The organism is Mycobacteroides sp. PCS013 (genome assembly GCF_049532645.1).
Taxonomy (GTDB): domain Bacteria; phylum Actinomycetota; class Actinomycetes; order Mycobacteriales; family Mycobacteriaceae; genus Mycobacterium; species Mycobacterium gwanakae.
Map to the genome: position 1 here is coordinate 4,262,281 of NZ_CP150131.1, position 22,928 is coordinate 4,285,208.

19 protein-coding genes and 3 pseudogenes are annotated in these 22,928 nt (G+C 61.9%); 13 read left to right on the plus strand and 9 right to left on the minus strand.

All coding sequences use genetic code 11. The features are described 5' to 3' along the window. The first annotated feature begins 5 nt into the window (after positions 1-5). Both RHO23_RS21215 and RHO23_RS21220 read left to right on the plus strand, forming a co-directional pair. The gene (locus RHO23_RS21215; protein ID WP_005087687.1) at positions 6-965 is read left to right on the plus strand and encodes an NADP-dependent oxidoreductase; all 960 of its coding nucleotides are present in this window, start codon (positions 6-8) and stop codon (positions 963-965) included. Positions 966-1,092: 127 nt separating this feature from the next. Further along, positions 1,093-1,746: an NAD(P)-dependent oxidoreductase gene (locus RHO23_RS21220; protein WP_005097562.1), complete on the plus strand. Its 654-nt coding sequence runs from the start codon at positions 1,093-1,095 to the stop codon at positions 1,744-1,746. A gap of 185 nt (positions 1,747-1,931) precedes the next feature. Here RHO23_RS21220 and RHO23_RS21225 read toward each other — a convergent pair whose 3' ends face one another. Further along, positions 1,932-2,426 carry a TetR/AcrR family transcriptional regulator gene (locus RHO23_RS21225; protein WP_005095988.1) on the minus strand — a complete coding sequence of 165 codons (495 nt, stop codon included), beginning with the start codon at positions 2,424-2,426 and terminating at the stop codon, positions 1,932-1,934. 173 nt (positions 2,427-2,599) lie between these two features. Between RHO23_RS21225 and RHO23_RS21230 the strand changes: the two genes are divergently transcribed. Next, complete coding sequence (locus tag RHO23_RS21230) at positions 2,600-3,559, plus strand: NADP-dependent oxidoreductase (protein ID WP_070915874.1); 960 nt, start codon at positions 2,600-2,602, stop codon at positions 3,557-3,559. 128 nt (positions 3,560-3,687) lie between these two features. After that, on the plus strand, positions 3,688-5,259 hold the full coding sequence (locus RHO23_RS21235; protein WP_005087692.1) for an FAD-dependent monooxygenase: 1,572 nt from the start codon (positions 3,688-3,690) through the stop codon (positions 5,257-5,259). A gap of 350 nt (positions 5,260-5,609) precedes the next feature. On the opposite strand, the pseudogene RHO23_RS21240 reads toward RHO23_RS21235, so the two are convergent. Then, positions 5,610-5,998 (minus strand): annotated as a pseudogene (locus RHO23_RS21240) (transposase); the annotation flags it as partial. A gap of 78 nt (positions 5,999-6,076) precedes the next feature. Continuing rightward, positions 6,077-7,354, minus strand: coding sequence for a lipase family protein (locus RHO23_RS21245; RefSeq protein ID WP_082822333.1), 1,278 nt, complete (start codon positions 7,352-7,354; stop codon positions 6,077-6,079). Between the two features lie 167 nt (positions 7,355-7,521). Here RHO23_RS21245 and RHO23_RS21250 point away from each other — a divergent pair, with 167 nt between their 5' ends. Continuing rightward, positions 7,522-7,884: a DUF4333 domain-containing protein gene (locus RHO23_RS21250; RefSeq protein ID WP_193601849.1), complete on the plus strand. Its 363-nt coding sequence runs from the start codon at positions 7,522-7,524 to the stop codon at positions 7,882-7,884. 83 nt (positions 7,885-7,967) lie between these two features. Here the strand turns inward: RHO23_RS21250 and RHO23_RS21255 are convergent, their stop codons facing one another. Further along, positions 7,968-9,008 carry a hypothetical protein gene (locus RHO23_RS21255; protein ID WP_193601908.1) on the minus strand — a complete coding sequence of 347 codons (1,041 nt, stop codon included), beginning with the start codon at positions 9,006-9,008 and terminating at the stop codon, positions 7,968-7,970. A gap of 31 nt (positions 9,009-9,039) precedes the next feature. Between RHO23_RS21255 and RHO23_RS21260 the strand changes: the two are divergent. The 3 genes and pseudogenes from RHO23_RS21260 to RHO23_RS21270 form a co-directional block, all read left to right on the plus strand. Further along, positions 9,040-10,107, plus strand: a pseudogene (locus RHO23_RS21260) (tyrosine-type recombinase/integrase); the annotation flags it as partial. After that, positions 10,094-12,340: pseudogene (locus RHO23_RS21265) on the plus strand (tyrosine-type recombinase/integrase). The pseudogenes RHO23_RS21260 and RHO23_RS21265, both read left to right, overlap by 14 nt. Then, positions 12,333-12,737: a DUF6262 family protein gene (locus RHO23_RS21270; RefSeq protein WP_064410087.1), complete on the plus strand. Its 405-nt coding sequence runs from the start codon at positions 12,333-12,335 to the stop codon at positions 12,735-12,737. The pseudogene RHO23_RS21265 and the gene RHO23_RS21270 overlap by 8 nt, the downstream one beginning before the upstream one ends. Here RHO23_RS21270 and RHO23_RS21275 read toward each other — a convergent pair. Together RHO23_RS21275 and RHO23_RS21280 are read right to left on the minus strand one after the other, a co-directional pair. Beyond that, positions 12,667-12,945 (minus strand): FAD-dependent oxidoreductase, encoded by a 279-nt coding sequence (locus RHO23_RS21275; protein ID WP_338154543.1) that lies wholly within the window; start codon positions 12,943-12,945, stop codon positions 12,667-12,669. The two genes, RHO23_RS21270 and RHO23_RS21275, sit on opposite strands and share 71 nt — an antisense overlap. Further along, positions 12,911-13,474, minus strand: coding sequence for a DUF3558 family protein (locus RHO23_RS21280; protein ID WP_227457805.1), 564 nt, complete (start codon positions 13,472-13,474; stop codon positions 12,911-12,913). The genes RHO23_RS21275 and RHO23_RS21280 overlap by 35 nt, the downstream gene beginning before the upstream one ends. Positions 13,475-13,839: 365 nt before the next feature. Between RHO23_RS21280 and RHO23_RS21285 the strand changes: the two genes are divergently transcribed. From RHO23_RS21285 to RHO23_RS21305, 5 genes are all read left to right on the plus strand, one after another. Beyond that, complete coding sequence (locus RHO23_RS21285) at positions 13,840-14,166, plus strand: hypothetical protein (RefSeq protein ID WP_064407476.1); 327 nt, start codon at positions 13,840-13,842, stop codon at positions 14,164-14,166. Between the two features lie 648 nt (positions 14,167-14,814). Further along, entirely contained in the window at positions 14,815-16,983 is a 2,169-nt protein-coding gene (locus tag RHO23_RS21290; protein ID WP_082822335.1) for a molybdopterin oxidoreductase family protein, read from the plus strand. Then, the gene (locus RHO23_RS21295; protein WP_227457806.1) at positions 16,980-18,455 is read left to right on the plus strand and encodes an FAD-dependent oxidoreductase; all 1,476 of its coding nucleotides are present in this window, start codon (positions 16,980-16,982) and stop codon (positions 18,453-18,455) included. The genes RHO23_RS21290 and RHO23_RS21295 overlap by 4 nt, the downstream gene beginning before the upstream one ends. A gap of 214 nt (positions 18,456-18,669) precedes the next feature. After that, entirely contained in the window at positions 18,670-19,593 is a 924-nt protein-coding gene (locus RHO23_RS21300; protein WP_082822336.1) for a Rieske 2Fe-2S domain-containing protein, read from the plus strand. Next, a complete protein-coding gene (locus RHO23_RS21305) occupies positions 19,590-20,075 on the plus strand; it encodes a hemerythrin domain-containing protein (RefSeq protein ID WP_423488300.1) in 486 nt (161 codons plus the stop codon). The genes RHO23_RS21300 and RHO23_RS21305 overlap by 4 nt, the downstream gene beginning before the upstream one ends. A gap of 350 nt (positions 20,076-20,425) precedes the next feature. On the opposite strand, the gene RHO23_RS21310 is transcribed toward RHO23_RS21305, so the two are convergent. From RHO23_RS21310 to RHO23_RS21320, 3 genes are all read right to left on the minus strand, one after another. Beyond that, entirely contained in the window at positions 20,426-21,097 is a 672-nt protein-coding gene (locus RHO23_RS21310; RefSeq protein ID WP_064407481.1) for an MspA family porin, read from the minus strand. Positions 21,098-21,133: 36 nt separating this feature from the next. Then, positions 21,134-21,838: an MspA family porin gene (locus RHO23_RS21315; protein ID WP_064407482.1), complete on the minus strand. Its 705-nt coding sequence runs from the start codon at positions 21,836-21,838 to the stop codon at positions 21,134-21,136. Positions 21,839-22,293: 455 nt separating this feature from the next. Continuing rightward, the gene (locus tag RHO23_RS21320; RefSeq protein WP_423489274.1) at positions 22,294-22,845 is read right to left on the minus strand and encodes a DUF3558 family protein; all 552 of its coding nucleotides are present in this window, start codon (positions 22,843-22,845) and stop codon (positions 22,294-22,296) included. Between the last annotated feature and the right edge of the window lie 83 nt (positions 22,846-22,928).

Below are 22,928 nucleotides of genomic sequence, written 5' to 3' on the forward strand. Positions count from 1 at the left end.
CTCATATGACCACGATGAAACGAATTCAGTACCACCGGTACGGCGGCCCGGAAGTCATGCGGCTCGAAGAGTTCGAGCCGCAGAAACTCGGCTCTGACGATGTTCTCGTCCGGGTGCGGGCGGCAGCAGCCAACCCGATGGACTTCGGAATCCGCAACGGCGCAATGAAAATGGTGACCGGTCGCAGCTTCCCACGAGGAATGGGTCACGACTTCGCCGGCGTCGTCGAGGCCGTCGGCGAGAATGTCACTAGTGTCCGCGTGGGTGACGACGTTCTCGGTGCGACGCCCATCAAGTGGGCGGGCGCGTTCGCCGAGGCGGTCGTCGCAGAGCAGAAGGGCGTCGTCAAGAAACCCGCAGGACTGTCTTTCGAGGCTGCGGCCTCCATCCCGATAGTCGGCGTCACTGCCTATCAGGCGTTGTTCGCAAAGGGGAAGCTGCAACCTGGCGAATCGGTGTTCGTGCACGGCTGTCTCGGGGGAGTCGGCCGCTCGGCGGTGCAACTCGCGTCCGCCCGCGGCGCGGCCGTGGCAGGTAGCTGTCGCGTCGGCGCGGAACGTGAGGCCCGCGAACTGGAGATCGATCCCATCGTCGAGTTCGACTTCGACCCGACCCGACTCAAGGGACGATTCGACATCGTCCTCGACACCGCTGGCACGATGCCGGTCAAAGACGCCAGGAAAATGCTGACCCGGAACGGTCGGATCGTCAGCGTCCACCCCAGTCCAGCCAAGGTGGCGAGAAGCGCCGTCCCCGGCCCCTTCCGCGTCGTGATCGCTCAAACAGTTACAGCCGATATCGAGGCGATCGCACGAGCCGCAGCCGAAGGGACGCTGCGGATACCGATCGCCCGGACAGCGCCGCTCGCGGAGACAATCCCGGCGCTCAACGAGTTGGAACAAAACGGCGCAGCCCAGCGTGGCAAGCTCATCATCCTGCCCGAGATCGGTCGCCAGTACAGCTGATACGGACGTTCAACGATGATGAGCGAAGGGCCTGCCTCCACGGGAGTTTTCGCGGCAACTTTGGCCGCCAGTCAGCGCCGAGCGGCGCCTACCCAGATGATTTCTACTACAACAGGAGACGCAAACGATGGAACCGCAATCGACTTATCTCGTTTTCGGGGGGACCGGCAGGACCGGGCGCCACTTTATTACTCTCGCCCTCGCACGGGGTCATGCGGTGCGCGCCCTCGCTCGCCGTCCGGAGAACTTCGGAATCGAAAGTCCCAATCTGACGCTGATCAAGGGCTCCATCTCCGATCCCGGCATCCTTGAGGAGCTAGTGCATGGCGTCGACTGCGTCGTCGCCATGCTCGGCGACGCCAAAGCGCAAAGGATCAGCAAGGTCAATGCGAATTTCGTGAAGGAGCTGATACCAGCGATGCGACGGCACGGCGTGGATCGCTTTCTCTATCAGGCGGGCAGCGCGACAAGACCATATAAAGGACGGCTTCAGCCATTCCAATGGCTGATGAGAAACACCCTCGTTAGAATCAACGGCCTTTCCGGGCAACACGAAGACAACGAGGCCGTGATCGAATACCTAGTGGAACAGGCTCAAGACATCGCATGGGTTGTGCACCGCGCCAGCATCTTCTCAGACGGACCATCCAAGGGCGTACTGCAGAGATCGCGACGCCGGATAAGCATTGCAACCTTCGTAGATACCGCCGCCCACAACTACGAATTACTGCAAGACCCCTCGGCAGTCCACACCTACGACGCGAGCCGCTATGCCCACTAGGAAGTCATCGCCACTAGCAGTAGGAAATGACATAGCTTAATTTTCCGTGGTCTCGCCAGCGGGAGTGCGCGGCATGCAAGCGTTCATGATTTAGAAGAAAAACTAAGGTGACGGGCTCGGTGAACGGCTCGTTTCAGGCGAGCCACCCGATCCAGGGTGGAAATGCGGAATAGGCCGACTGTTTTTCAGGGTGTGGTGCGAAGGCCATCCATGAGGATGTTCAAGAGGCGGTTCGCGCGGGCCTTGTGCTCGGGCGGCTTAGCTACGGTGAAGACGCCGATGAGGCCGGCGGCAATGTCTTCGGCGCTGATATCGGCGCGGAGTTCACCGGTCGCGCGCCCAGCGTTGAGGATGTCGTCGATAGCCGCGAGCAGCTCGGTTCGGGTCTGCGCGTGCGCGATCTCGCCGGATTCGACCATCGCGACCAGTGTGTCGAGCATGCCGTTCTTGGCGGCGATCCAGTCGCCGAATAGGTCCATCCATCGCCGTAGCGCCTCCGGCGGGGGGAGCTGTGCGAGCAGCTCGCGTGCGCCGGTGACGAGCCGCGCGACCTGATCACGGTAAACCGCGTCAACCAAGGATTCTCGGTTGGGAAAGTGTCGGTAGAGGGTCGCGATGCCAACTCTCGCTTCGCGGGCGATTGCGCGCATTGACGGCTCGGCATCGGAGGAGGCGAACACGCGCGTGGCCACCTCGAGGAGTTGGTCGCGGTTGCGAGTCGCATCGGCTCTCGTTCGTCGATCCTCCAGGTCATCCAAAACGGATCACGCTCCGTTTTATGTTAGGGTTGCTCACGGAAACGGAGCATAGTCCACTTCCGTTCTATTCTGTCGAAGGAAAGAGCAGGTTGAGCATGCAAGAACAGCCCGTCGACACGTCACTGGCCACTGGCCGAGCCGTCCAGCTTGAGTCATTCGGCGGCCCCGAGGTTCTGACTCTGGGCCGGATACCAGTACCGCAGGCCAGCGCGGGCCACATCCGTGTACGTGTGAGGGCGGCCGGGTTGAACCCAATGGACTGGTTCATGACATCTGATGCGGACACCGCCGCCCGGTTCGGGTTGAGGCTGCCGTGCGGGTTCGGCACCGACTACGCCGGCGTCGTCGATCAGGTCGGTGACGGTGTGACCGACTTCGCGGTCGGTGACCGGGTTTTCGGTGGGATCCTCTCGCGTGCGGTGGCCGATTATGTCGTTATCGACGCTGCGGGAACCATGGCGGCGGGCGGCCAGGCCCACCACACCCCCGATGGGGTCGATGACCGCACTGCAGCGACCCTCGCGATCGCAGGCGCTACGGCTTCTGCCGCACTTGCCGTTGTCGGTCCCGGTCCAGGGGACACGTTGCTCGTCGGCGGCGCTGGCGGCGGGGTCGGCGTGTTCGCCGTCCAGCTCGCACGCATCGCGGGCGCGAAGGTGATCGGGACGGGATCGGCATCGTCGGCCCAGGCCCTACGCGCTCTGGGGGCAGAGCCAGTCTCCTATGGTGACGGCCTGGTCGAGCAGGTCCGCGCGCTAGCTCCCGCGGGCGTCACCGCCGCGATCGACCTGCACGGCACCGAGACTGTGCAGGCCGCGCGAGAACTCGGCGTACCCGACGAGCGGATCACCACCATCGCTGCGCAGGTCGACGACATCACCGCGGCCAACGGCGCCAACGCCACCGCCGGAGCCCTCGATGAGATCGCCAATCTTGTTGCATCGGGCCAACTTCGGGTACCCATCGCAGCAAGCTTCCCAATGGAGCAGATCCGCGCTGCGGTCGAGCTTCAAGCCGGCAGGCACGTCCACGGCAAAGTCGTCATCGACATCTAGGCGTCGCACCAGAAACGTCGCACCCTGATCCAGGGGTGCAGCGCAGCCTCGGCGATTCGCCACCATCACGAGGTACTCGACCGCTTCTGCGCGGGTCTGTCCGCACCTACACCAAGAGGAGCTGCATCATGATCGACGTTCTCATCGCCGGGGCAGGGCCGAACGGCCTCATGCTGGCCTGCGAACTCGCCCTGGCTGGGGTTAAGTCCTTGGTGCTCGACCCGACGCCCGGGCCGAACCTGGGGCCGAGGGCAGCTGGGGTGACGGGCCAAGGGCCGCGTCTGCTTGACCACCGGGGGCTCTACGAGCAGCTGTCCGGCACCTCCGATCGCCCCCGCCCGATCGCAGAATTCTCATTCGGTGCGTTGCCGGTTGATTTCAGCGAGGCGCCCGACTCGCGGATGTACATGCTCGCCGCGCCGCAGGCTGAGCTGGCGCAGGCGTTGGCGCGGGAGGCTGGCGAGCGCGGGATCGACGTACGGTGGGAGCATCAACTCACCGGCTTTGCCCAGCATGACGGCTTGGTCATCGCTCAGGTTCAGGGGCCGGACGGCCCGTACGAGCTGAACTGCCGCTATCTAGTCGGTGCCGACGGCGGGCACAGTCTGACGCGCAAGCTCGCCGGGATCGATTTCCCCGGTATGTCCTCCCAAGATGTGGTTACCCGGCTGGCGTTCGGGGTGCTGCCGCCCTACGACTGGGCAGACGACGTAGGTGGCCCACTGCCCTTCCGGCGCGGCGTGCGCGGCTTGTACTTCTGGGGACAACCAGCGGGCAAGCCGCCCTTGCTCGGCTCAATAGAGCTAGATCCCACAGCACGTGATGAGCGTGCGCCCGAACACGAGGCTGAGCCGATGACGTTTGCGGAGTTGCAGGAGAGCGTCGAGCGCATCATCGGCGCCCCTTTCCCGGTGCGGCTCGCGGGTGCAGAAGAAGACGTGGAGTTCCGCCGCTTCGCCGGCATCAACTCGCGCATCGCGTCCCGATACCGCGAAGGGAACGTCTTTCTCGTCGGCGATGCCGCGCACGTGCACTTCACCATGGGCGGCCCCGGGCTCAACCTGGGTCTGCAAGACGCCGTCAACTTGGGCTGGAAACTCGCCAACGTAGTGCACCGCCGTGTGGACCCGACTGTGCTCGACACCTACGAGGCAGAACGCAGGCCGATGGCCCTGCGCGTGCTCACCAGTAGCCGGGCACAGCTCGCGCTCATTCGTCCAGGACCCGAAGCCACGGCATTGCGAGAGGTCTTCGGCGAACTACTCGCAGACGCGCAGGCTGCCAGCCGTATCAGTAACCTGCTTTCCGGAGCCGACATTCGCTATCCCGTACCCGAAGGTGCCCACGAACTCGCCGGCTGGTGGGTACCCGACCTGACCATCGAGACCCCGGCCGGACGAAAACGACTCGCCGAGCTAGCCCGCGACGGCGAACCTCTCTTACTCGACCTCACCGGCGACGGCACCCTCGATTTCCGCGGGGAGCTTGGCGACCGCGTGACCCTCGTCGTCGGCAGTCCGGTCGAGCCGGTGGCTGCCGACCGGATGCTCATCCGACCGGACGGTTTCGTCGCATGGGCCGGCACACCCGAGCAACCCGACCACGACGGTCTCAAACACGCCCTGAGACACTGGTTCGGCGTAAACCTCACAGTGACAGGAGCGAACCCACCACGGGATATCCGCGGCAAGACAAACTAGAAAAATACCGAATCGTTTGCATCCCTTGACGAGCGATACCACCTGGCCAGCTGACGCTACGCCATCCGAAGATGCATGCAACGAATCTGTATACACACGAACGCAACCGCCTCGCGCAGTGCCCGTCGCAGCTTAGGACTGTCACTTTAACGGTGTAAGTGGCGCGCATTTCTAGCGGGTTGAGCCTGCCCCTAGCTTGGCTTACCCGGTTCGGTCAACTTTCTAGGCCGCGATTACGGCCGGATTTATTACCTCAAATTCGATGGGAGTGAGTTTGCCGAGGGCATCTTGGCTGCGCCGCTTGCGACACGTCCGTTCGATCCAGTGCCTGAAGGCAATCGCCAGCTGGCCGCGGCTAACGACAACACGATCTCATCGACACCATTCAACAGGCGCTGGAGTTTCTTGACGACGCGAACGTGCCGTCCCGGTCGCAGGACACCTCAATGGGCACCTGGCCGGCGCTCTCGGTGAGCACCGTTTTGGATCGGGTGCCATTTGCGAGTACTCGTCGATTCCCGGGCCGGGTCTGGCCGGTTCCTCTCATGTCCGAGATGCTCAGTCATTTCCTCATTGAGCGCAGTTTCCAGCACCCGGTTAGTGATCAGCGTGAGCAGCCCATCTGGGCCGTCAGCGATAGCCCCTGTTCCTTGGCTAGCCGCACCAACCCGGCCGCCGCCTGCTCCTCGGCTGACGGTTCGACCTTCGGTTTTCTTGCCACAACATCCAGTGTCGTCATCACAGCACCTTTCCCACCGGACAATCCGCCCAGCGTGTCAGGCCAAACACCGATTACTGCACAGTCCCGGCAATAGTGTCAGCTGCAGTTGGGTGTGGTGGGGACCCCGTTGAAACGGTCGGCGATCCAAGCCATGCTGCGTTCGCCGTCGACGAAGGCGGTCAATAGGGCGTTGGTGTTCGTTTTATTGAGGAACGGTGGTTGTTCGTTGGTCCACAGGGTGACGTCGGCCCCCAGCGCGCACCAATCTCTCGCAGTGGCCTCAACCGACTCATATGGCGCGAAAGAATCCCACCGATTGTGTGAAAGGTATACTGGTCCAGTGGGTTTCACATTACCAATGCGTTGCATCGCCAGGATTGAGTGGAGCGGCTCTGCCTGTACCGTTTGATAGAGATCTTCCTTGAACCATGACTGCAGATGTCGGAACGCGTAGTCGACGCCTGTTTGCAACATGCACTGCCGACTGGTGTTGGCCAGCATCTCCGCACCGCGCGGGGTCAAGGAATTCGCAATCGCTTGTGCCATCTCGGGATACGCCTCTTGAATACCACGTAGCACCCATCCCATGGTCCCGGCCAGCATGTTCCCGTCAAGGGGTGGCAGCATGCTGGGGAGATCGGTCGTCGCGCCGTTGGCATAGGTTCCGACAACGTTGAGTTCGGGTGCGTAGGCGCTAGCCAGCTCGGCCGCTGCCAACGCGGAATGTCCGCCGCCGGCCAGCCAGCCCCAGAAGGCGACGGGCCCGTCGGGCGACAACGTGGTGTCGGGCAGCTTCATCGCCGCACGCGCCGCGTCGTTGAGTGCCGTACCGCCCGCCATTCGGTTCAGGAACTGCGGTGCCATCTGGCCGTGCACTCCCAGTCCGACGCCATCGGTGACCACTATGGCGTAGCCCCGCGCCAGTAGCGTTGCGATGAATCCTTCCTCGAGATTGAACATAAGGTCGAAACCCGTGGCCAACGAAGCATGGATGCCCTGGTTGAACAGGCGAGAGGGAGCGCACTGCTCACCCATTCCGTAGGGGGCTGTGACATAGGCAAGCAGCGGGCGGGGTCCACTGCCGGCCCAGGGTAGGTCAGGCTCTATGTGAGTGCCAGTGACCGCCACGGGGTGACCTTGAGCATCCGTGCTGCGATACATTATTCGAGTTCCGGTCCCCACGAATGAGCCGAGCTGACCGGAAGGCTCCAGGACCAGCTCGGAAGGCTCCGTTCGTATGAGATCTCCCGGCGCGCCTGCGGGCAGGGGATTCGGTGGGGTGTAGAACGCCAGATAGCGTGATTCGTCAGCGCGAGCAACCGGCGTACTCGCCGAAATCGGCGTTGAAGCAACGACACACAAGGCGACCATCATTGCCCTAGCCCAGATCCGCGCAGATTGGGAAAAGAGAAATACGTTGTCGCGGAGGCATTTTGGGCAGCGCGTGTATTCGTCACTCGGAAAGGGAATCATCGTTGGATCTGTTGAGCGCGGAAAGCTGTTCGATTCGATCCTCGTGAAAGAAAGCGAGTAGCGCAACAATGCAATACAGACTGGTATCGACGGCTCTTGTTTTGACTGCCCTTACGACATCCGGGTGTTCAGTCACGTCGACGTGGCATGCTGGCACGATAGCGTCCGAAACACCACCAACCCTATCCGCACGACAGATTCCAAAAGAACAAGCGGGGAAGATCGCGGCCGAGCGCCTTGAGAGTCAATTTGGCGGCAAAGTGGAGTCGGTTGTATGCGATGGGCCTCTTGACGCGACTGTGGGCGCGACCCAACGATGCGTGATGAGCGAAGGCGGGCAGAAAGCGGGTCTGACCCTCACCGTCACAAAGATCGAGGGCGACAAGGTCGACTTCCGTTTCAAGGTAGATGACTATGCGCTGCCTGGATAATCACCAATTCTTACCGCTTTAAGTACCTGTTTTTAAACCGGAGGCAGGCCGTTCCTTGAGCTCTGCCGACGATCTTATTTTGGTCAGTGTCGATAGCAGATGTTTTGGATTTTTCCGGTTTCATCGAGTATCTGTTTGCTGACCGCGAAGTAGGCGTCGTTCCAGCCGGTCTGTACCGCACCGGGGGTTTGGGTTTGGCGTATGAGTGCTGTGGCCTGACCGGATAATTCGGCGATGTGCTGAGCAGGTGGGGCTAGGTCGGTTCGGGATACCTGTGCAGCCAGGCTGCTGAGCTGGTCGGACCAGCTCTGGTAATCGGTGACAGTAGGGCCTTGCGGTGAGGCTGCGTGCTTTCCTAGGAGCAGAGCCTCGTGCCCCAGGACCGTGTCCACGATCTCGGTGGCCAGGCGGCATTGCCACACTGTGCGTGGGCGCTGCAGGTAGGCCATCGCCCCCGCGGTGATGCCGATGATCAGGCCTGTGGCCCCGATCGCCAGCCAGAGGCGCCGGCCGAACATGGGCGGCGGTACCACGACCGTGACTTCCGGTAGCGGCACACCACCGACTACTTGGACGAGCTGCGACTGCATCAGTTCGACACGGGCACTTGTACGGCGCATCGTGTGATCGCTGAACCAAAACGTGGCAGCCAGCGTCAACATCAGCAGGGTGTAGAGGACGCTACGGCGTATGTCGGCGGTGGCGATAGAGACGACGGCCACCACAAGCATCACGACCGGCATCGCCCACTGGAACCGCATCAACCACCGCGGTGTTTGCTTCCTGAGCCCCAATATGAGTGTGCCCAAACGGATTCCCGCGGCAAGCACCACCGGATCGACTGGCACCGGGCCACGCCTGACCGAGATGATCGCCTCGCGTCGCTGGGCCCGGTCAAGACTGCTCAAGATCGCCACCACTGAGCGGTGCAGCGGCTGCTGTACCACTGTCATCAGCACCGCGGTGACCACCCCGATAGCCCCGGCCTGCAGCACGACCGGCCACACACCTGTCTGCCGATCAGCAAGCAGCAACACCCACATCGGGATCTGGATTAGCGACAGCGTCGCCGCGAGCACCAGAAACCGCCACCACCACGGGCACACCACCAGTTTCATCGACACAGCAAACATCTTCGCAGACGGCTACCCGGACCGTGCTTATGCCGCCGGACTTGCGGCATGGTGGACCCTGTTGGAGCACACCGACACCGACTGGACACAGATCCCGACATCGTTGTTCGGCAGTTTCCTCACCTACCTGCGAACCGGAGATCTTCCTGGCACCTCGCGAGTAGGGCCGACGGACAACTGGCTGGCACCGGCCACCGTGCAGCAGAGAGGCGCTGCCGTGCTGGCGTTCTACCGCTATCACGCGCACGCCCACCACCTCGACGTGCCGTACCAAAAGCTCTACGGCTCCCTGAGCAAACGCGGCAGGTCCCGTTATGCCCCAATGCTGGCCGGTGTCGCACGGGGGCGCCGCCAGGATCGACCCATCTACCGAGTACGCGGCGCAACTGCCGGCCGCACACCGATCTTGCTGCCTGCGCAGGTCCAGCTGATCCTGGACACGTGCGCAGCTCAAGGCGCCGACGGACAATGGTCGGGAACCCATGCGGGCCTGCGGGACCGGCTGCTGTTCGCCACCCTGGCCGAGACCGGGATGCGATTGGGTGAAGCACTATCACTGCGGCATAACGATTTTCACATCGGAGCCGGAGGCACCCCCTGGATCGATGTAGCCGCACGCCAAGACCATCCCCATGGCGTCCGGGTCAAGGGGCAGCGTCGACGCATCTATGTCGGCGACGACCTGGAGGCCCTGTATTTGGCGTATGTGTGGCAATTGGTTGATGCCGGCGCGGACCTGTCGGTGCCTGGCCTGGCCACCCATTTCGTATTCGTAAACCGCGCCGGCGGAATCCCATTTGCCGCGCTGCGCCCCGAGACCGTGTACACGAAGGTGCGCTCACTAAATACCGCCACCAAAGGTCTTCTTCCCCAAGGATGGTCACCGCATTGGCTGCGTCATACCCACGCCACGGCGCTGCTGGCCTCGGGGGTGCCCGTGCATGTAGTGATGCGCAGGCTCGGGCATCTGGACATCCAAACAAGGCTGTCTACATACGGATGGGTGACCGAGGACATTCAGATGCGCACAGCTGCGCAGTGGAAAAACTATGCCGCCGGTTGGAAAGGCCTGCACGATGACACCCACTAACCCGCCCACCGAATACCCCCGCCCCGAAAGCACCGGCAGTTCCCCGTGGGAGCAGCAATGGGCCAAAGTGCCTGCCGCATGGCGCAAACCGGTGTATCGGATCGACACGGAACCCTTTAGCGACGTGTTCGTGCAGAACCGTTACTACACCAAAGCCACATCGGCCTGCGACGGTTATGACTCTAGCCTGCCCGGGCCACCGCGGTTCTGCGACGAGCTGGCTTGGTGGGTGTACACGTGCTGGCGCGAAGGGCTGCGCCGCATCGATCCAGCCAAGATCGCCTGGTTCACCCAAGCGCTGCCGGAGGCCACCGCCGAATACCGGCGCCGCCACGGCCGAGCGCCCACAACTTTGCTCGATATCAGCGTCCCGGACATCATCCGGCACGCCACACGACAGTTCGAGCAGCGCCGCCGCCGCCTGCCCACGCCCAGCTACCGCCGTAACCTGCAATGGACCGCGGAGCATCTGCATACGTTGTTGGCGGCGCGCTGCACACCGGCGCCGTGGTGGAGTCATGACGTGTGGGATTTACGGATCGATCCGCGGATTCCGCAGCGCGAGCATGAACCTCATCACGAACGTGTGCTCAAACTAGTTGGCATACAACCTTTGTGGTTGCGCGAGGGACTGCGTTTCTGGATGCGCACCGCCATCACTCATCAGCTGTTCACCTGGACCACCGCCGTGGCGCGGTGTCAAACCCTCGGCCGGCACCTGGGACGGTTCCGCCACACCAACAATTATGTGAACGATCCACTGATCACCACCGACCCCGACGAACTCAGATCAGTGTTTCAGGACTTTCTGGCTTACCTGCGCAGCCCCGAAGCCGCCACCAAACCCGGCACGCTGAGTGCCTACCTCGTCGCTGAGATTCAATACCAGGTGTAAGCATTCTACACCTTCATGCACGATGCCGAGGCCGCCGCCGCCACCGGCGACAAGCGCTGGAAAGACATCGGGATCGGCCATACCCGGTTGTGGGCACCGGCCTACCTGCCGCGCAAGACACGTCGGTCCCGCGAATTAACGTGGTACAGCACCGCCGATCTGCAGCGCATGTTGTCGTATCTTGATGTCCTGGCAGCCGATACCGAGGAACGGGTCGTGCTCACCCACCCCGATGGAGCGATCTCGGTGATGACAGGTTTGGGGGATCCGCGGGCCGCGCGGACTTGGCTGCTGCAAGCCATGACCGGTCGCCGCGCTTCGGAGATCTTGATGCTCGATCACGATCCGCTAGAAGCGATTCCGGGTGTCACACCCGCAGCTGGTGCTGACAGCGGCATATTCGTGGCCAGGCTGCGCTATCAGCAGACCAAGGTCGCCGGGGTAGATCCCACGATTTTGGTCGAACAGCAGATCGTCGATGTCATCCGCGAACAACAACGCTGGCTCTCGCGCCGTCACCCTGGCATCAAATCCAAATACCTGTTTGTAGGGATGGTGCACCAGCATCAAGGATAGCGTGCCCGCCCATACACCTCGTACCTGAACTCCTTGAAGAAACTGGACACCATTCACAGTCTCATCGATGCGCAAGGCAACCCGCTGCGGTTCTCCCAAACCCACCGGCTGCGCCATACACGTGCCACCGAGCTACTCAACGACGGTGTCCCCTTCCATGTCGTGCAACGCTACCTGGGACACAAGAGCCCTGAAATGACCGCCCGCTACGCCGCAACGCTGGCCGCCACATCGGAAGCAGAATTCCTCAAACACAAGAAAATCGGCGCTCATGGCGCCGACATAGCGATCAGCCCATCGGACATCTACGAAATGACCCAACTCGGCAAACGCACCGACCGCGTGCTGCCCAACGGGGTGTGTCTACTGCCGCCGCTCAAATCGTGCGACAAGGGCAACGCGTGCCTATCGTGCGGGCATTTCGCCACCGACCGCACCCATCTTGATGACCTTCGCAACCAGCTCACCTCAACGGAAGAACTGCTAGCGCAGCGCCGCCGACCGTTCGCCGAACGCACCGGACGCGAGCTAACCGATGAAAACATTTGGGTCAGTGAACGTCTGCGGGAAATCGCCTCCATACAAGCAATCATCGCCCGCCTAAACGACCAGGGAGACGCCCTGGCAGACAATCAATCTGGCGGTATCGCGGTCGCGGGTGCAGCTACCGCCGGACGGCGACCACAACTGCCCATCCTTACCCGCGGCGCCCACGAGACCACCATCAGCCATGCCGACACCCGCCGGCGCAGCGATGACTGACCGCAGCCGTGGCGCCGACGGGCTGCGCCGACACGCTCAACAACGCTCCGCCGAGGTCCGTCGCCGCATCGAAAAAGCTATCCGCGACCTACGTAAACGCGGCGAGGCGATCAACGTCAACGCCGTGGCCCGCACCGCCGCGGTGACCCGCAAGACCATCTATGCTCACCCCGATCTTCTCGAACGCATCCGCGCCCACACACCCCTAAGCGTCTTAGCCCCCACACCAGCGGTCCGGCCGCCGGAGGCGCACAACAGCATCGTGGCCGCGCTACGCCGACAGCTCACCACCCAACAAACTCAACTGACCAAGCTCAAGGCTGAACTCAAAGCACGTGATGACGCACTGGCCGCCGCCCACGGCGAGATCGCCCGACTCTCATCCCAACAACAGTGATGCCACCTGCGGTGCCGAGCGAACGACCACCAATCCCGTCGCGCCCCTCCAGCACGACAACTTCGCATCCAGCTTCGGCGAGGCGGATAGCAGCACACAGTCCTGTCAGACCAGTGCCCACGACGATGGCTTTGGTCATTAGCCCATTAGACACCCGCCGCAATGACTGGCTCCTACCACGGAAAATAAGGCGCGAATGCCTGAGCATAGTGCTCTGCGGCAGCCAGGCAGCCGCGATGAGGGGTGTAATCGGTGTCCGCAGTGCTTAGTTGCACACCGTAGATACCGGTGGTTGCGGCGAGATCGACCTCGCAGGCGTGGGTCTGCACTGAGTTGGGCAGCACAAAACTCACAGCACGTCGACCACCGATGGTCAGAGCGTGGCGGTCGGCGCCCAGCAGTCTGGCTTGACCCTGATTCAACAGGCTGTTGGAGGCGATAATCGTGATGTGCTGGCTGTGGTCCGTGGACCGGTAGGTGCAGGTGCGGGTTTCTGTACCGCTACGCGTGGTGTGCTTGGACACGACGGCCGGACTCGGATCCAGCAGCTGCTGGCGCAGAACCAGATGCGGGATCTGCTCGCAGGGCCGCACAAAGACCCGCGCCAAACCCGCCCCGTTGGTGGGAACCGGTGCCCGAGTTGCGGTTCCGGCAACAGCCGAACATGATGCCAACGTTAGAGTAATCGCCGCCATCGCGGCTCGGCAGGCAATGTGGCGAGTCATCGCGGCGCTCACTTATTGCTGCTGGCAGGGCAGGTCGCCCGGCCGGCGGTTAATACGATGAAACCGGACCTGTGAGAAACGAGGGCGTTGGACGCCACCGACACTGCGCGCGAGCTCGGTGCGGCAAGACGCTTCATCAGCCCCAGGTCTCTCACCGGGCCAGGCTGCCATGGGCGCGTTCTTGACATGTCGATTCACCGAGTGTGGCCGCCCCAGCGTGCATGTGTCGTTGTTCTGAACTCATCGCCCAATCATCCCTGCATAACATGCGCATGCGCAACTATTGCGCGCAAGCGGGGATGACGTAGTATCGTATGCGTAAGCGCAATTATTGCGTGAATGTCAGCCTTTGGCGGCTGCGAGGAGGGTCCACAGATATGGTCATGGACGAGTTCGTCACCGCGGCGCTTGGTTTCGTGGTGGGTTGCGCAACCACAGCCGCGTTGTATATCGGGATGTTGGGCATGATGGGCGCCGTCCACGTGGTGCGCTGCACCGCCTGCAGCCATTGGATGGTCGACGGGACCGACTCCCCAGCGGTCTGCAGGCGCTGTAGCCACCCACGGCTGTGGCACCCGGTGATAGCCATGCGGCGTCGGCGAGGGATCGAAACTGAGGCGTTGACCCGCCTGTACGGGCCCGCGGGCGTCGCGGCGCCCCGAGGTGAGGCGGGCCTCTTGCACATCCCGGCGAGTAAGAGGTGACAGCGATGCGATCACCAGCGGGGATAGCAGCGGTCAGCGTTGCGGCAACGATCGGCGCTCTGGTCGTAGGTGCGGCCCCGGCCGCCGTTGCTCAGGGCTGCCAGCCTGAACAAGCCTGCCGCGGGAGTCAGATTCAGCCGGACAGGCAAACGCAGGCAGGCAGGCAACCAGAGGCTGCCCCGTCCACGCAGTGCCGGGCATCGATCATGAATCACATGTGCGCTAAGCCTGGCAATGCCCAGTTGCAGTCGTGGCCGAACCCTGCGATCATCCCCCCGGTACCGGTCACCATCCCACCGTGGCAGGTTCTTGGGGCCCCGGGCGAGGGTCGTTATCCGTGATGCCTGGCGGTAAGGTCAACGCGAAAACTATTGCAGCATAGAACTTTGCGGTCAGCATGAACGTAACAAGTCCGCAGCCTTGGCGCTGAAGTGACGCCGCACCCATCGGTTCGGATCTAAAACCGTAACCGCACGGCAATACCCATGCGTGACACATCGATGTGTTGCGCCGTCTCAAACTCGCATTTGCCCATACCGAACTGAACCCTGGTGTTTGTGAATTCTTTACGGGCACACCAGGTTCTTCACAGGTTCATTGGTTATCTTGGGTCATATCTAAAGTGTTGATATTGAATGGATTAACTTAATGTCGCTGCTCACTCATACGCATTGTCCGTACTGCGGCTTGCAGTGCGCGATGTCGGTTATCGGCACCTCGGTGACCCCCGTAGAGTTTCCTACCAACCGTGGAAGACTTTGCCAGAAAGGGTGGTCATCGGCTGAACTACTTACGCACACCGATCGGCTGTTGCAGCCGTTGGTGCGTCGTGGTGGGCAGTTGCGGGAAACTTCTTGGGATGACGCGCTTTATCGCGTAGCACGAGGGTTTCAGCGGGCGCAAGCTGTGGGTGGCCGTGACGCGGTGGGTGTCTTTGGCGCGGGCGCGTTGACCAACGAAAAAGCCTATCTGTTAGGTAAATTCGCGCGGGTCGCGTTGGGGACGGCCAATATTGACTACAGCGGCCGGTTCTGTATGGCCGCAGCGGCTGAGGCGGGGTTGCGTTCGTTCGGTGTGGACCGGGGCCTTCCGTTCCCGGTGGCTGATCTGGATGATGCTGGCGCTGTGTTGGTGTTCGGCGGCAATCCGGCAGAGACCATGCCGCCGTTCATGCAGCATCTGGAACCGGCCGCCTCGTCGGGGGGCTTGATCGTGGTCGATCCGCGGCAGAGTGCCACCGCCGAACGTGCACTGCGCGGCAACGGAATTCATGTTGCGCTCACGCCGGGAACCGATCTGCCGTTGGCGTTGGCGCTGACTCATCTGGCGGTCACCGAAGGTTTTGCCGACCGCGCCTATATCGCCGCACGCACCAGTGGTTTCGATGATTTCTGGGCGGCCGCGTCGCGGTGGTGGCCCGAACGCGCTGAGCAGGTCACCGGGGTGGCGGTCTCGCAGATGTACCAGGTGGTGCAAACCCTGTGTGCGGCACGCGATCGCGGTGCCGGAGCCTATGTGCTGACGGCGCGCGGCGCCGAGCAGCACCGCGACGGCACCGACACTGTCAGTGCCGTTATCGCCTTGGCATTGGTGTTGGGGCTGTGTGGCCGGCTGGGCAGCGGCTATGGATGTGTGACCGGGCAGGCTAACGGCCAGGGCGGTCGTGAGCTGGGCCAGAAAGCTGGCCAGCTGCCGGGCTACCGCAAGATCACTGACCCCGGCGATCGGGCGCACATTGGGAAAATCTGGGGCATCGATCCTGGCGAGTTGCCTGGTGCTGGCATGAGCGCCTGCGAAATGTTCGCGGCCTTAGGCCGCCCGGGCGGGATCCGAGCGTTGATGGTGTGCGGGTCCAATATCGCGGTGTCGGCGCCTGATGCCAGCCGTGTCATCGAGGGGCTGCGATCGCTGGATCTGTTGGTGGTCAATGACTTTGTGCTTTCGGAGACCGCGCAGCTGGCCGATGTGGTGCTGCCGGTGCTGCAATGGGCCGAAGAAGAAGGCACCCTGACCTCACTCGAGGGGCGGGTGCTGCGGCGGCGCCGGTCGGTGCCCGCGCCGCCAGGACCGCGGAGCGAGCTGCACATTCTGCAGGACCTCGCGGTGCGTTTAGGACAGCCGGCGGACCGTTTTCCGGCCAGTGCGCCGCAGGTGTTTGAGGAGCTGCGCGCTGCCACTGCCGGCGCGCCCGCCGACTACAGCGGCATCACCTACGAACGCCTTGACGATGGCCAGGCCCTCTACTGGCCCTGCCCAGGCCCCGATCACCTCGGCACTCCGCGGCTGTTCCTGGACCGTTTCGCCACCAGCGACGGCAGGGCACGTTTTGTGCCAGTGGAACCCCGGGGGCCCGCCGAACCCGCCGATAGCCAGTTTCCGCTGCTGGCCACCACAGGGCGGCTGTTGGCTCAGTATCAGTCGGGGGCCCAGACTCGTCGTGTTGCGGCGTTAGCTCAAGCCGCTGGCCCGATGTTCGCGCAGATGCATCCGGATGTGGCCGCGCGGGCAGGGCTTTCCGATGGAGATCCGGTGGAGGTGGTCAGCCGCCGTGGCCGCACAGCGGCCATCGTGCGCTGCGATCCCACGATGCGCCCCGACACCGTCTTTTTGCCGTTCCATTTTCCGGGCCTTGCCTCGGCCAATCGGCTCACCAACGCGGTGCTGGACCCCGACAGTGGTATGCCCGAATTCAAGGTATGCGCGATACGGCTCGACAAACCCACCCCAACGCCCAACTCAACGACCCATGACCACACCGATCACCACAACATCCGGGAAAGCAGCGATCCGGTCCAGACACCAAGGGCGTGCCCGTGACCGCATCGCAGGTAGTGATCGTTGGATACGGTCTGGCCGGGGCACGGCTTCAAGAAGAGCTGCACCGCCTGGATCCCCGCCAGCAGCGGGTGCGTCCTATCGTCTACGGCAAAGAACACATCCCGTCCTACAACAGGATTCAACTGCCCAATGTGTTAGCCGGGCGGCTTAGTGCCCGCGAAATCTATTTGCGGCCGCCGGGCTGGTGCGATGAAGAGGGCCTGCAAACCCACCTCGGGGTGTGGGTCACCGGAATTGATCGCGTCAACCACATCGTGTCGTGTTCAGATGGTTCGGCTTGTGACTACGACACGTTGGTCATCGCCACCGGCAGCCGACCTCATATCCCCAATATCCCCGGTGCCCGCGACGCCGATGGCGTGCTGACCGCAGGGGTGGTGCCGTTTCGCACATTGCAGGACTGCGCCGATATCGCCGAGCGGTTGCGCCCGGACAGCCGCGTGGTGGTGCTGGGCGCCGGCCTACTCGGATTGGAAGCTGCACGCGCTGCGCTGCTGCGCGGCGCCCAGGTCACCGTGGTGCATCCCAAAGACTTCCCCATGGAACGTCAGATGGATCCCACAGGCGGGTCGGTGCTGGCGCGGGTGCTGCAAGATATGGGCCTGAACATGGTGCTGGGCCGCCGGGTCACCGAAATTATTCCCGACACCGCCAACAATACTGTGATCCTCAACGATGGTCAGCAGATGCCCGCCGATGTGGTGGTACTGACCGCGGGAATCCGCCCGCAATGCGCGCTGGCCGAACAGGCCGGGCTCTCGGTCGACAACGCCATCATCGTCGATGACAGCTTGATCACCTCCGACCCGGATATCCGTGCTATCGGCGAATGTGTGCAGCACCGGGGTCAGGTCTACGGTCTGGTGCAGCCCGGCTGGCATATGGCCGAAGTGCTGGCCAAGCAACTCACCGGCGCCGATCCCGGCGCCCGCTACACCGGAACACGGCAAGTGACGCGCCTGAAGGCACAGGGCATCGACCTGCTGTCGATGGGCGAAATCGACGTCGCCGAACTAGATCCTGATCTGGAAGTGCTGACGTTGGCTGACCCCGCGCGTGGCCGGTACGAAAAAATCGTGGTCCGCGACGACCGCCTCATCGGCGCCATCGCCCTGGGCAGCCCCACAAACACCGGGGTGCTCAGTCAACTGTTCGACAGCCAGGGCCTTGTCCCCGCTGACCGAATGAGCCTGCTGCTTGGTACTGCTCAATCACAAGCACCTGCACGCCCCGAAGACCTGCCTGCCGAGTCCGTCATCTGCCGCTGCAACAACGTCACCAAAGGCGCGATCACCGATGCCTGGATACAAGGACAACGCAGTCTGCCGCAGATCATCGAAAAGACCAGGGCAACAACCGGTTGCGGCGGCTGCTCGGACACCGTAACCGCGTTGTGCACCGCCTTGCAGGCATCTGCCCCCGATACCGATCCCGCCCCGATCAACGCTTAGAAAGGCTCGCCACGTGGTAGACCAAGCAGAATGTACCCACCCCCGCAGAGCCCGTGGTTGGGGGCGGTTGGTGTTGGAGTTTGTTGGGCGTCAGGAGTGGCTGGACCGGCCTAGTTATCGGCTGGAAAACGTTCTGAGCTTTGGTTACAACGCTTTTGGTGGTGCCCGTAACCGGGTAACCAACGCTCTTCATGGGGTGTGGTTGGGTCATCCTGTGCATCCGCCGCTGGCATCGCTGGCTTCCGGTGTGCTGGCCGCAACGATGGCTTTAGATGCCCTGGCGGTCGGTGAAGCGGTCACTGGTCGGCGCACCCCGGGTGCGCACCGGCTGGCCACCTACACGTTGGGGGTGGGGATCGCCGCGAACGTCGGGGCGGCCGCGACAGGGATCACCGATTGGCAACACACCCATGAGCAGGATCGGCGTATCGGTCTGGTGCATGGGCTGCTGAACATGACAGCTACTGCACTGTACGGGTTCTCATGGCAATCGCGCCGGCGCGGTCACCGTCTGCGTGGCATCGCATTGAGCACGATCGGATACACCATCTCGCTGGGCAGCGGTTACCTCGGCGGGCATCTGGTCTTTGCTTCTGGGATCGGCACCGACATGTCAGGCCCCCAGCCGCCGGCTCGGACCTGGACGCCCGTGCTGCCCGAGCACATGCTGCCCGACGGAGCACTACGTCATGTTGAAGCCGACGGGTTCGGGATCGTGCTGGGCCGCGACGACCAATCGGTCATCGCAGTCGGCCAATACTGCCCGCACCTGGCCGCCCCCATGGCCGACGGATGGATAGATCGCGGCAGAATCGTATGCCCTTGGCACGGATCACAATTCGACACCAGCACCGGATGTGTGGTGCGTGGACCAGCATCGACGCCGCTGCCCTGCTACCAAACGCGGATCAACAATGGATACATCGAAGTATGCACACAAACAACCCCACAGGCAGATTCCACTGAATCTGCGGCACTCGAGAACGCATCCGAACCGACTTGCGATCGCCCCGGCCCCGCAGGGGCTGTGTCTCAACGCACCGGGTCGGAAAAAAAAATTAGTGAACAGCACCAACCAGCGATCTCGCCTCCGTCTCACAACAGAAGCGACCAAACCCACGAAAGGCAAACCCCGTGAACGCCTACGACGTGCTGCGCGAACACCACAGCCTGCTACGCCAATTAGGCCTCAGCATGCGCCACGCACCCGTCGGCTCGCCACAGCGTCAACGCTGCACCGAGGAGCTCCTGCGCGAGTTCGACATACACATGCGCATCGAGGACGACATCTACTACCCAGCCATGGCCGCAGCCAGCACCCTGATCGCCATCGCACACGCCGAACACCGACAAATCTACGACCAACTCGCCGTCGCACTACGCACCCACCCCAAATCCCCTCACTATCAAGCCGAATGGGACAGCTTCCTACAGGTCCTCGAAGCTCACGCCGATGAAGAAGAACGCGACCTAATCCCCCCGCCAGCACCGGTCAACCTCACCACCACCGAACTCGACGACCTCGGTCAAAAAATGAGCACCCGTATGCACAAACTCCGCACCTCACCCCTACACAAACTCCGCGTCAAAACCCGAACAAACACCCTGCGAACATTCTAAAAACCGCAGGACCAGTGTGGTGGGCTTAACGGAAGATAGTAGGCGCCTCGGCGGTATCCGTGAGGCGAATGGCATTGCGCGGCTGCTTCTGGCCGCGATCGATATCGAACAAGCTGATGCGATCCAGATCGACTACACAGTTAGTCCCCACGGACCCAACTGTGACCAAACCTGGGATAACTACATTCGCCCACTTGATAATTCAGGGCGATGGGGTTGTGCGGGTGCGTGCACCTTCGCGCAGGACGGTACTGAGCCACGCCACCCCCTGCGTGGTGTGTGTTCAAGTCCATCGGTCAGATCTCGAACATCGAGTCAGTAAGACAATGCAAGTCGACGGTGGGCGTGATTCACACAGCCTTGGTTATTCCGTAATAGGCCACAAGGTCTTCGGTCGTTGCGGTGGAACTGGTAAGAACCGCATACGAGCGGAGAAAGGATTCGCCGACGCATCCATCGATCTTGATATGTATGCCCTTGAGCGTTATCCGAGGCGACATACCTTTGAATTTTTTCTTGGTGACGCTTACGTTAATAACCTCCCCGGGCCTGGGCCTGACCTCGATGTTGCCCTGGATGGGTGCACTCATGTTGCCGATGCCGTTTTGGCCGATGGACGAGTTGATACCGATATTCGCAGTGAGACGCACGGCGTTTAGCTCTATACCACAACCGATTTGGTAACCAACCTCCACTGTCCCGCCATTTAGCGTGGTTCTGCCACTGCCTTGGATGCTGCCGGTGAATGTGCCGCCGGTCAGGTACTCGCGGGACGACAGTGAAGTGGTTAGGGGCGGGATGGGAAGTTGAGTTTCGTCCTTGGCGGAAATGGTCAGAACCCAATCATCGGGAGTGGTTGTAGTGGAAGGTGGTTCAGACGCAACTATGCCGTTATCCAGCGCCGGGCCGGGATCCTCCGCGGTGGACACATTGGGCAGTGGTGGTTCGGGATCCGCTGATGCCGGTGGCGCAGCCGCTGCTAGAGCACCGGCGAGAGCCAGGGACACAAACGTTCTGAGCATGATGCTGGCACCTCTCGAAAGAAAATTGACGGCAAATCAAACAGCTTTAGTCACACCCACATACGTGACCATGTCCTGCGTGTCGTCGGTGGAGCCGGAAAAGATCGCGTAGGAGCGTATGAAGGACTGGCCCATACAACTGTCGATCTTGATGCGAAGCCCGGTGATCGTCACACGGGCGTAGCCTCCTTTGAACTGTTTCTTAGTGATGGGGATAATGTTCACGGTGCCCGGCTTGAGCGTGGGACGGATTTGCGCAAATGCGCTACCCCCTAGACTGGGTACTCCGGCCGGGCTAAGCGTGGGCGTGAGGCCGCCACCGAATCTCAGATCGACGACATCAGCGGTTATGCCGCAACCAATTTGGTATCCAGCTTCCAATTCGCCCTCAGTTGGCTTTGTCCGACTTGAGCCCTGAATTGTCCCCATGAAGGTTCCGCTTGCCAGGTACTCGCGCGAGGACAGAGCCGTGGTAAGCGGCGCCACTGGTAACAGCACCTCGTCTTTGGCGCTGACTGACAAGATCCAGTCGTCAGGAGCGTGCAATATGCCGGGCTCAGCAGAAGCGATGGTTCCGTTGTCCGGAGGCGGACTGGGGGTAGAACCCGACATTTGTGTTGACGAAGGGCCGTCGTCGGGCGGGTCGGCGAATGCATATGGTGACGCAGTGCCCAGGGCGCCTACGACAGTCAGAGCTGCAAGACTTTTCAAGACAGCAGTGTCAAAACCAAAATCGTTCATGGCGCAACGCACGCTCCTTCACGGCTTTGGGGCTTCCTGCGGAAGCACCGTCATGTCGAAATCATTCAAAGATAAAACCTCCTGCGAGCATGAGCCCGAGAACGTAAGCGGCGAAACATATCAGGAGTTTCATTCGTCCACCACGTCTGCACTGACCGGGTCCTCGTACTCGAAGGAACCCTAACATCTATTGTCATAGGACAAATAATGATCTCGGTCACCCTCTCCACTCGCCGAACTTCAGGCGGCCAGTCGCGGCGGAATCGGCCAAAAGAGCATCGATCAGGTTGCTCGCCAACGGCTTTCAACGAGATATTGGAAGCCGATGCCCGAAGCATGGTTTCAGCATCTTCTATGGCAAACCAAAGAACGCGGATAACCCAATCACCCGCCCTAACCTGGCGTCCCACTTACATTCGGCGCAGCACCGACGTACGCGTCGATGGGGTTCGAGTTCAGAAGGGAAGGTACGGAAGGAAGGCTCCAGCGTAATGCAAAACAGCTGTAGGGCAATCAGGAAATGGGTCGTAGTCAGTGCCCGGTGCGCTGACCTGTACTCCGAAGATTCCCGTGATGGCCGCCAGATTGATCTCACAGGCACTGGAGCCCAGGAGTGCGGTGTGCGTGAATCGGATCGCACGTCGACCACCTAGTGTCAGAGGCTCTAAACCTTGACGGGGCCGGAAGTCGAGGTCCTTGCCCAGGGGGTCGTTTGAGGCAATGACTGTCACACGGTAACGGCGGTCAACTGGCCGGTAGGTGCAGGTTCTACTTTCCTTACCCTGGCGCGTGAATTGCGTGAAAGTGACAACCGGACTTGGATGGAGATTCTGCTCACGCAATACAGCCTCCGGAATGCCTTCGCAAGGCGAATGAAAGATGGTTGGGAGCCCCGCAATATTAGTAGGTACCGTTGCGCGCGTGGGAGTTCCGGGTATCGGAGCGCACGAAGTAGCCATCAGTGCGGCGACGATGACTCCGACTTTCGTAATACAGTGCAACGCCATAACGTTCACCACCCACTTCCTGTAGGCGCGGCGTTCCGAGTGGGGCCTACGAACCGCGCCATAGACTGGCACGAGCCACAGCT

Coding starts and splice junctions, on each gene's coding strand:
- RHO23_RS21215 (WP_005087687.1), top strand. CDS start 6: ATGACCACGATGAAACGAATTCAGTACCACCGGTACGGCGGCCCGGAA.
- RHO23_RS21220 (WP_005097562.1), top strand. CDS start 1,093: ATGGAACCGCAATCGACTTATCTCGTTTTCGGGGGGACCGGCAGGACC.
- RHO23_RS21230 (WP_070915874.1), top strand. CDS start 2,600: ATGCAAGAACAGCCCGTCGACACGTCACTGGCCACTGGCCGAGCCGTC.
- RHO23_RS21235 (WP_005087692.1), top strand. CDS start 3,688: ATGATCGACGTTCTCATCGCCGGGGCAGGGCCGAACGGCCTCATGCTG.
- RHO23_RS21245 (WP_082822333.1), bottom strand. CDS start 7,354: ATGATGGTCGCCTTGTGTGTCGTTGCTTCAACGCCGATTTCGGCGAGT.
- RHO23_RS21250 (WP_193601849.1), top strand. CDS start 7,522: ATGCAATACAGACTGGTATCGACGGCTCTTGTTTTGACTGCCCTTACG.
- RHO23_RS21270 (WP_064410087.1), top strand. CDS start 12,333: ATGACTGACCGCAGCCGTGGCGCCGACGGGCTGCGCCGACACGCTCAA.
- RHO23_RS21275 (WP_338154543.1), bottom strand. CDS start 12,945: ATGCTCAGGCATTCGCGCCTTATTTTCCGTGGTAGGAGCCAGTCATTG.
- RHO23_RS21285 (WP_064407476.1), top strand. CDS start 13,840: ATGGTCATGGACGAGTTCGTCACCGCGGCGCTTGGTTTCGTGGTGGGT.
- RHO23_RS21290 (WP_082822335.1), top strand. CDS start 14,815: ATGTCGCTGCTCACTCATACGCATTGTCCGTACTGCGGCTTGCAGTGC.
- RHO23_RS21310 (WP_064407481.1), bottom strand. CDS start 21,097: ATGCTCAGAACGTTTGTGTCCCTGGCTCTCGCCGGTGCTCTAGCAGCG.
- RHO23_RS21315 (WP_064407482.1), bottom strand. CDS start 21,838: ATGAACGATTTTGGTTTTGACACTGCTGTCTTGAAAAGTCTTGCAGCT.
- RHO23_RS21320 (WP_423489274.1), bottom strand. CDS start 22,845: ATGGCGTTGCACTGTATTACGAAAGTCGGAGTCATCGTCGCCGCACTG.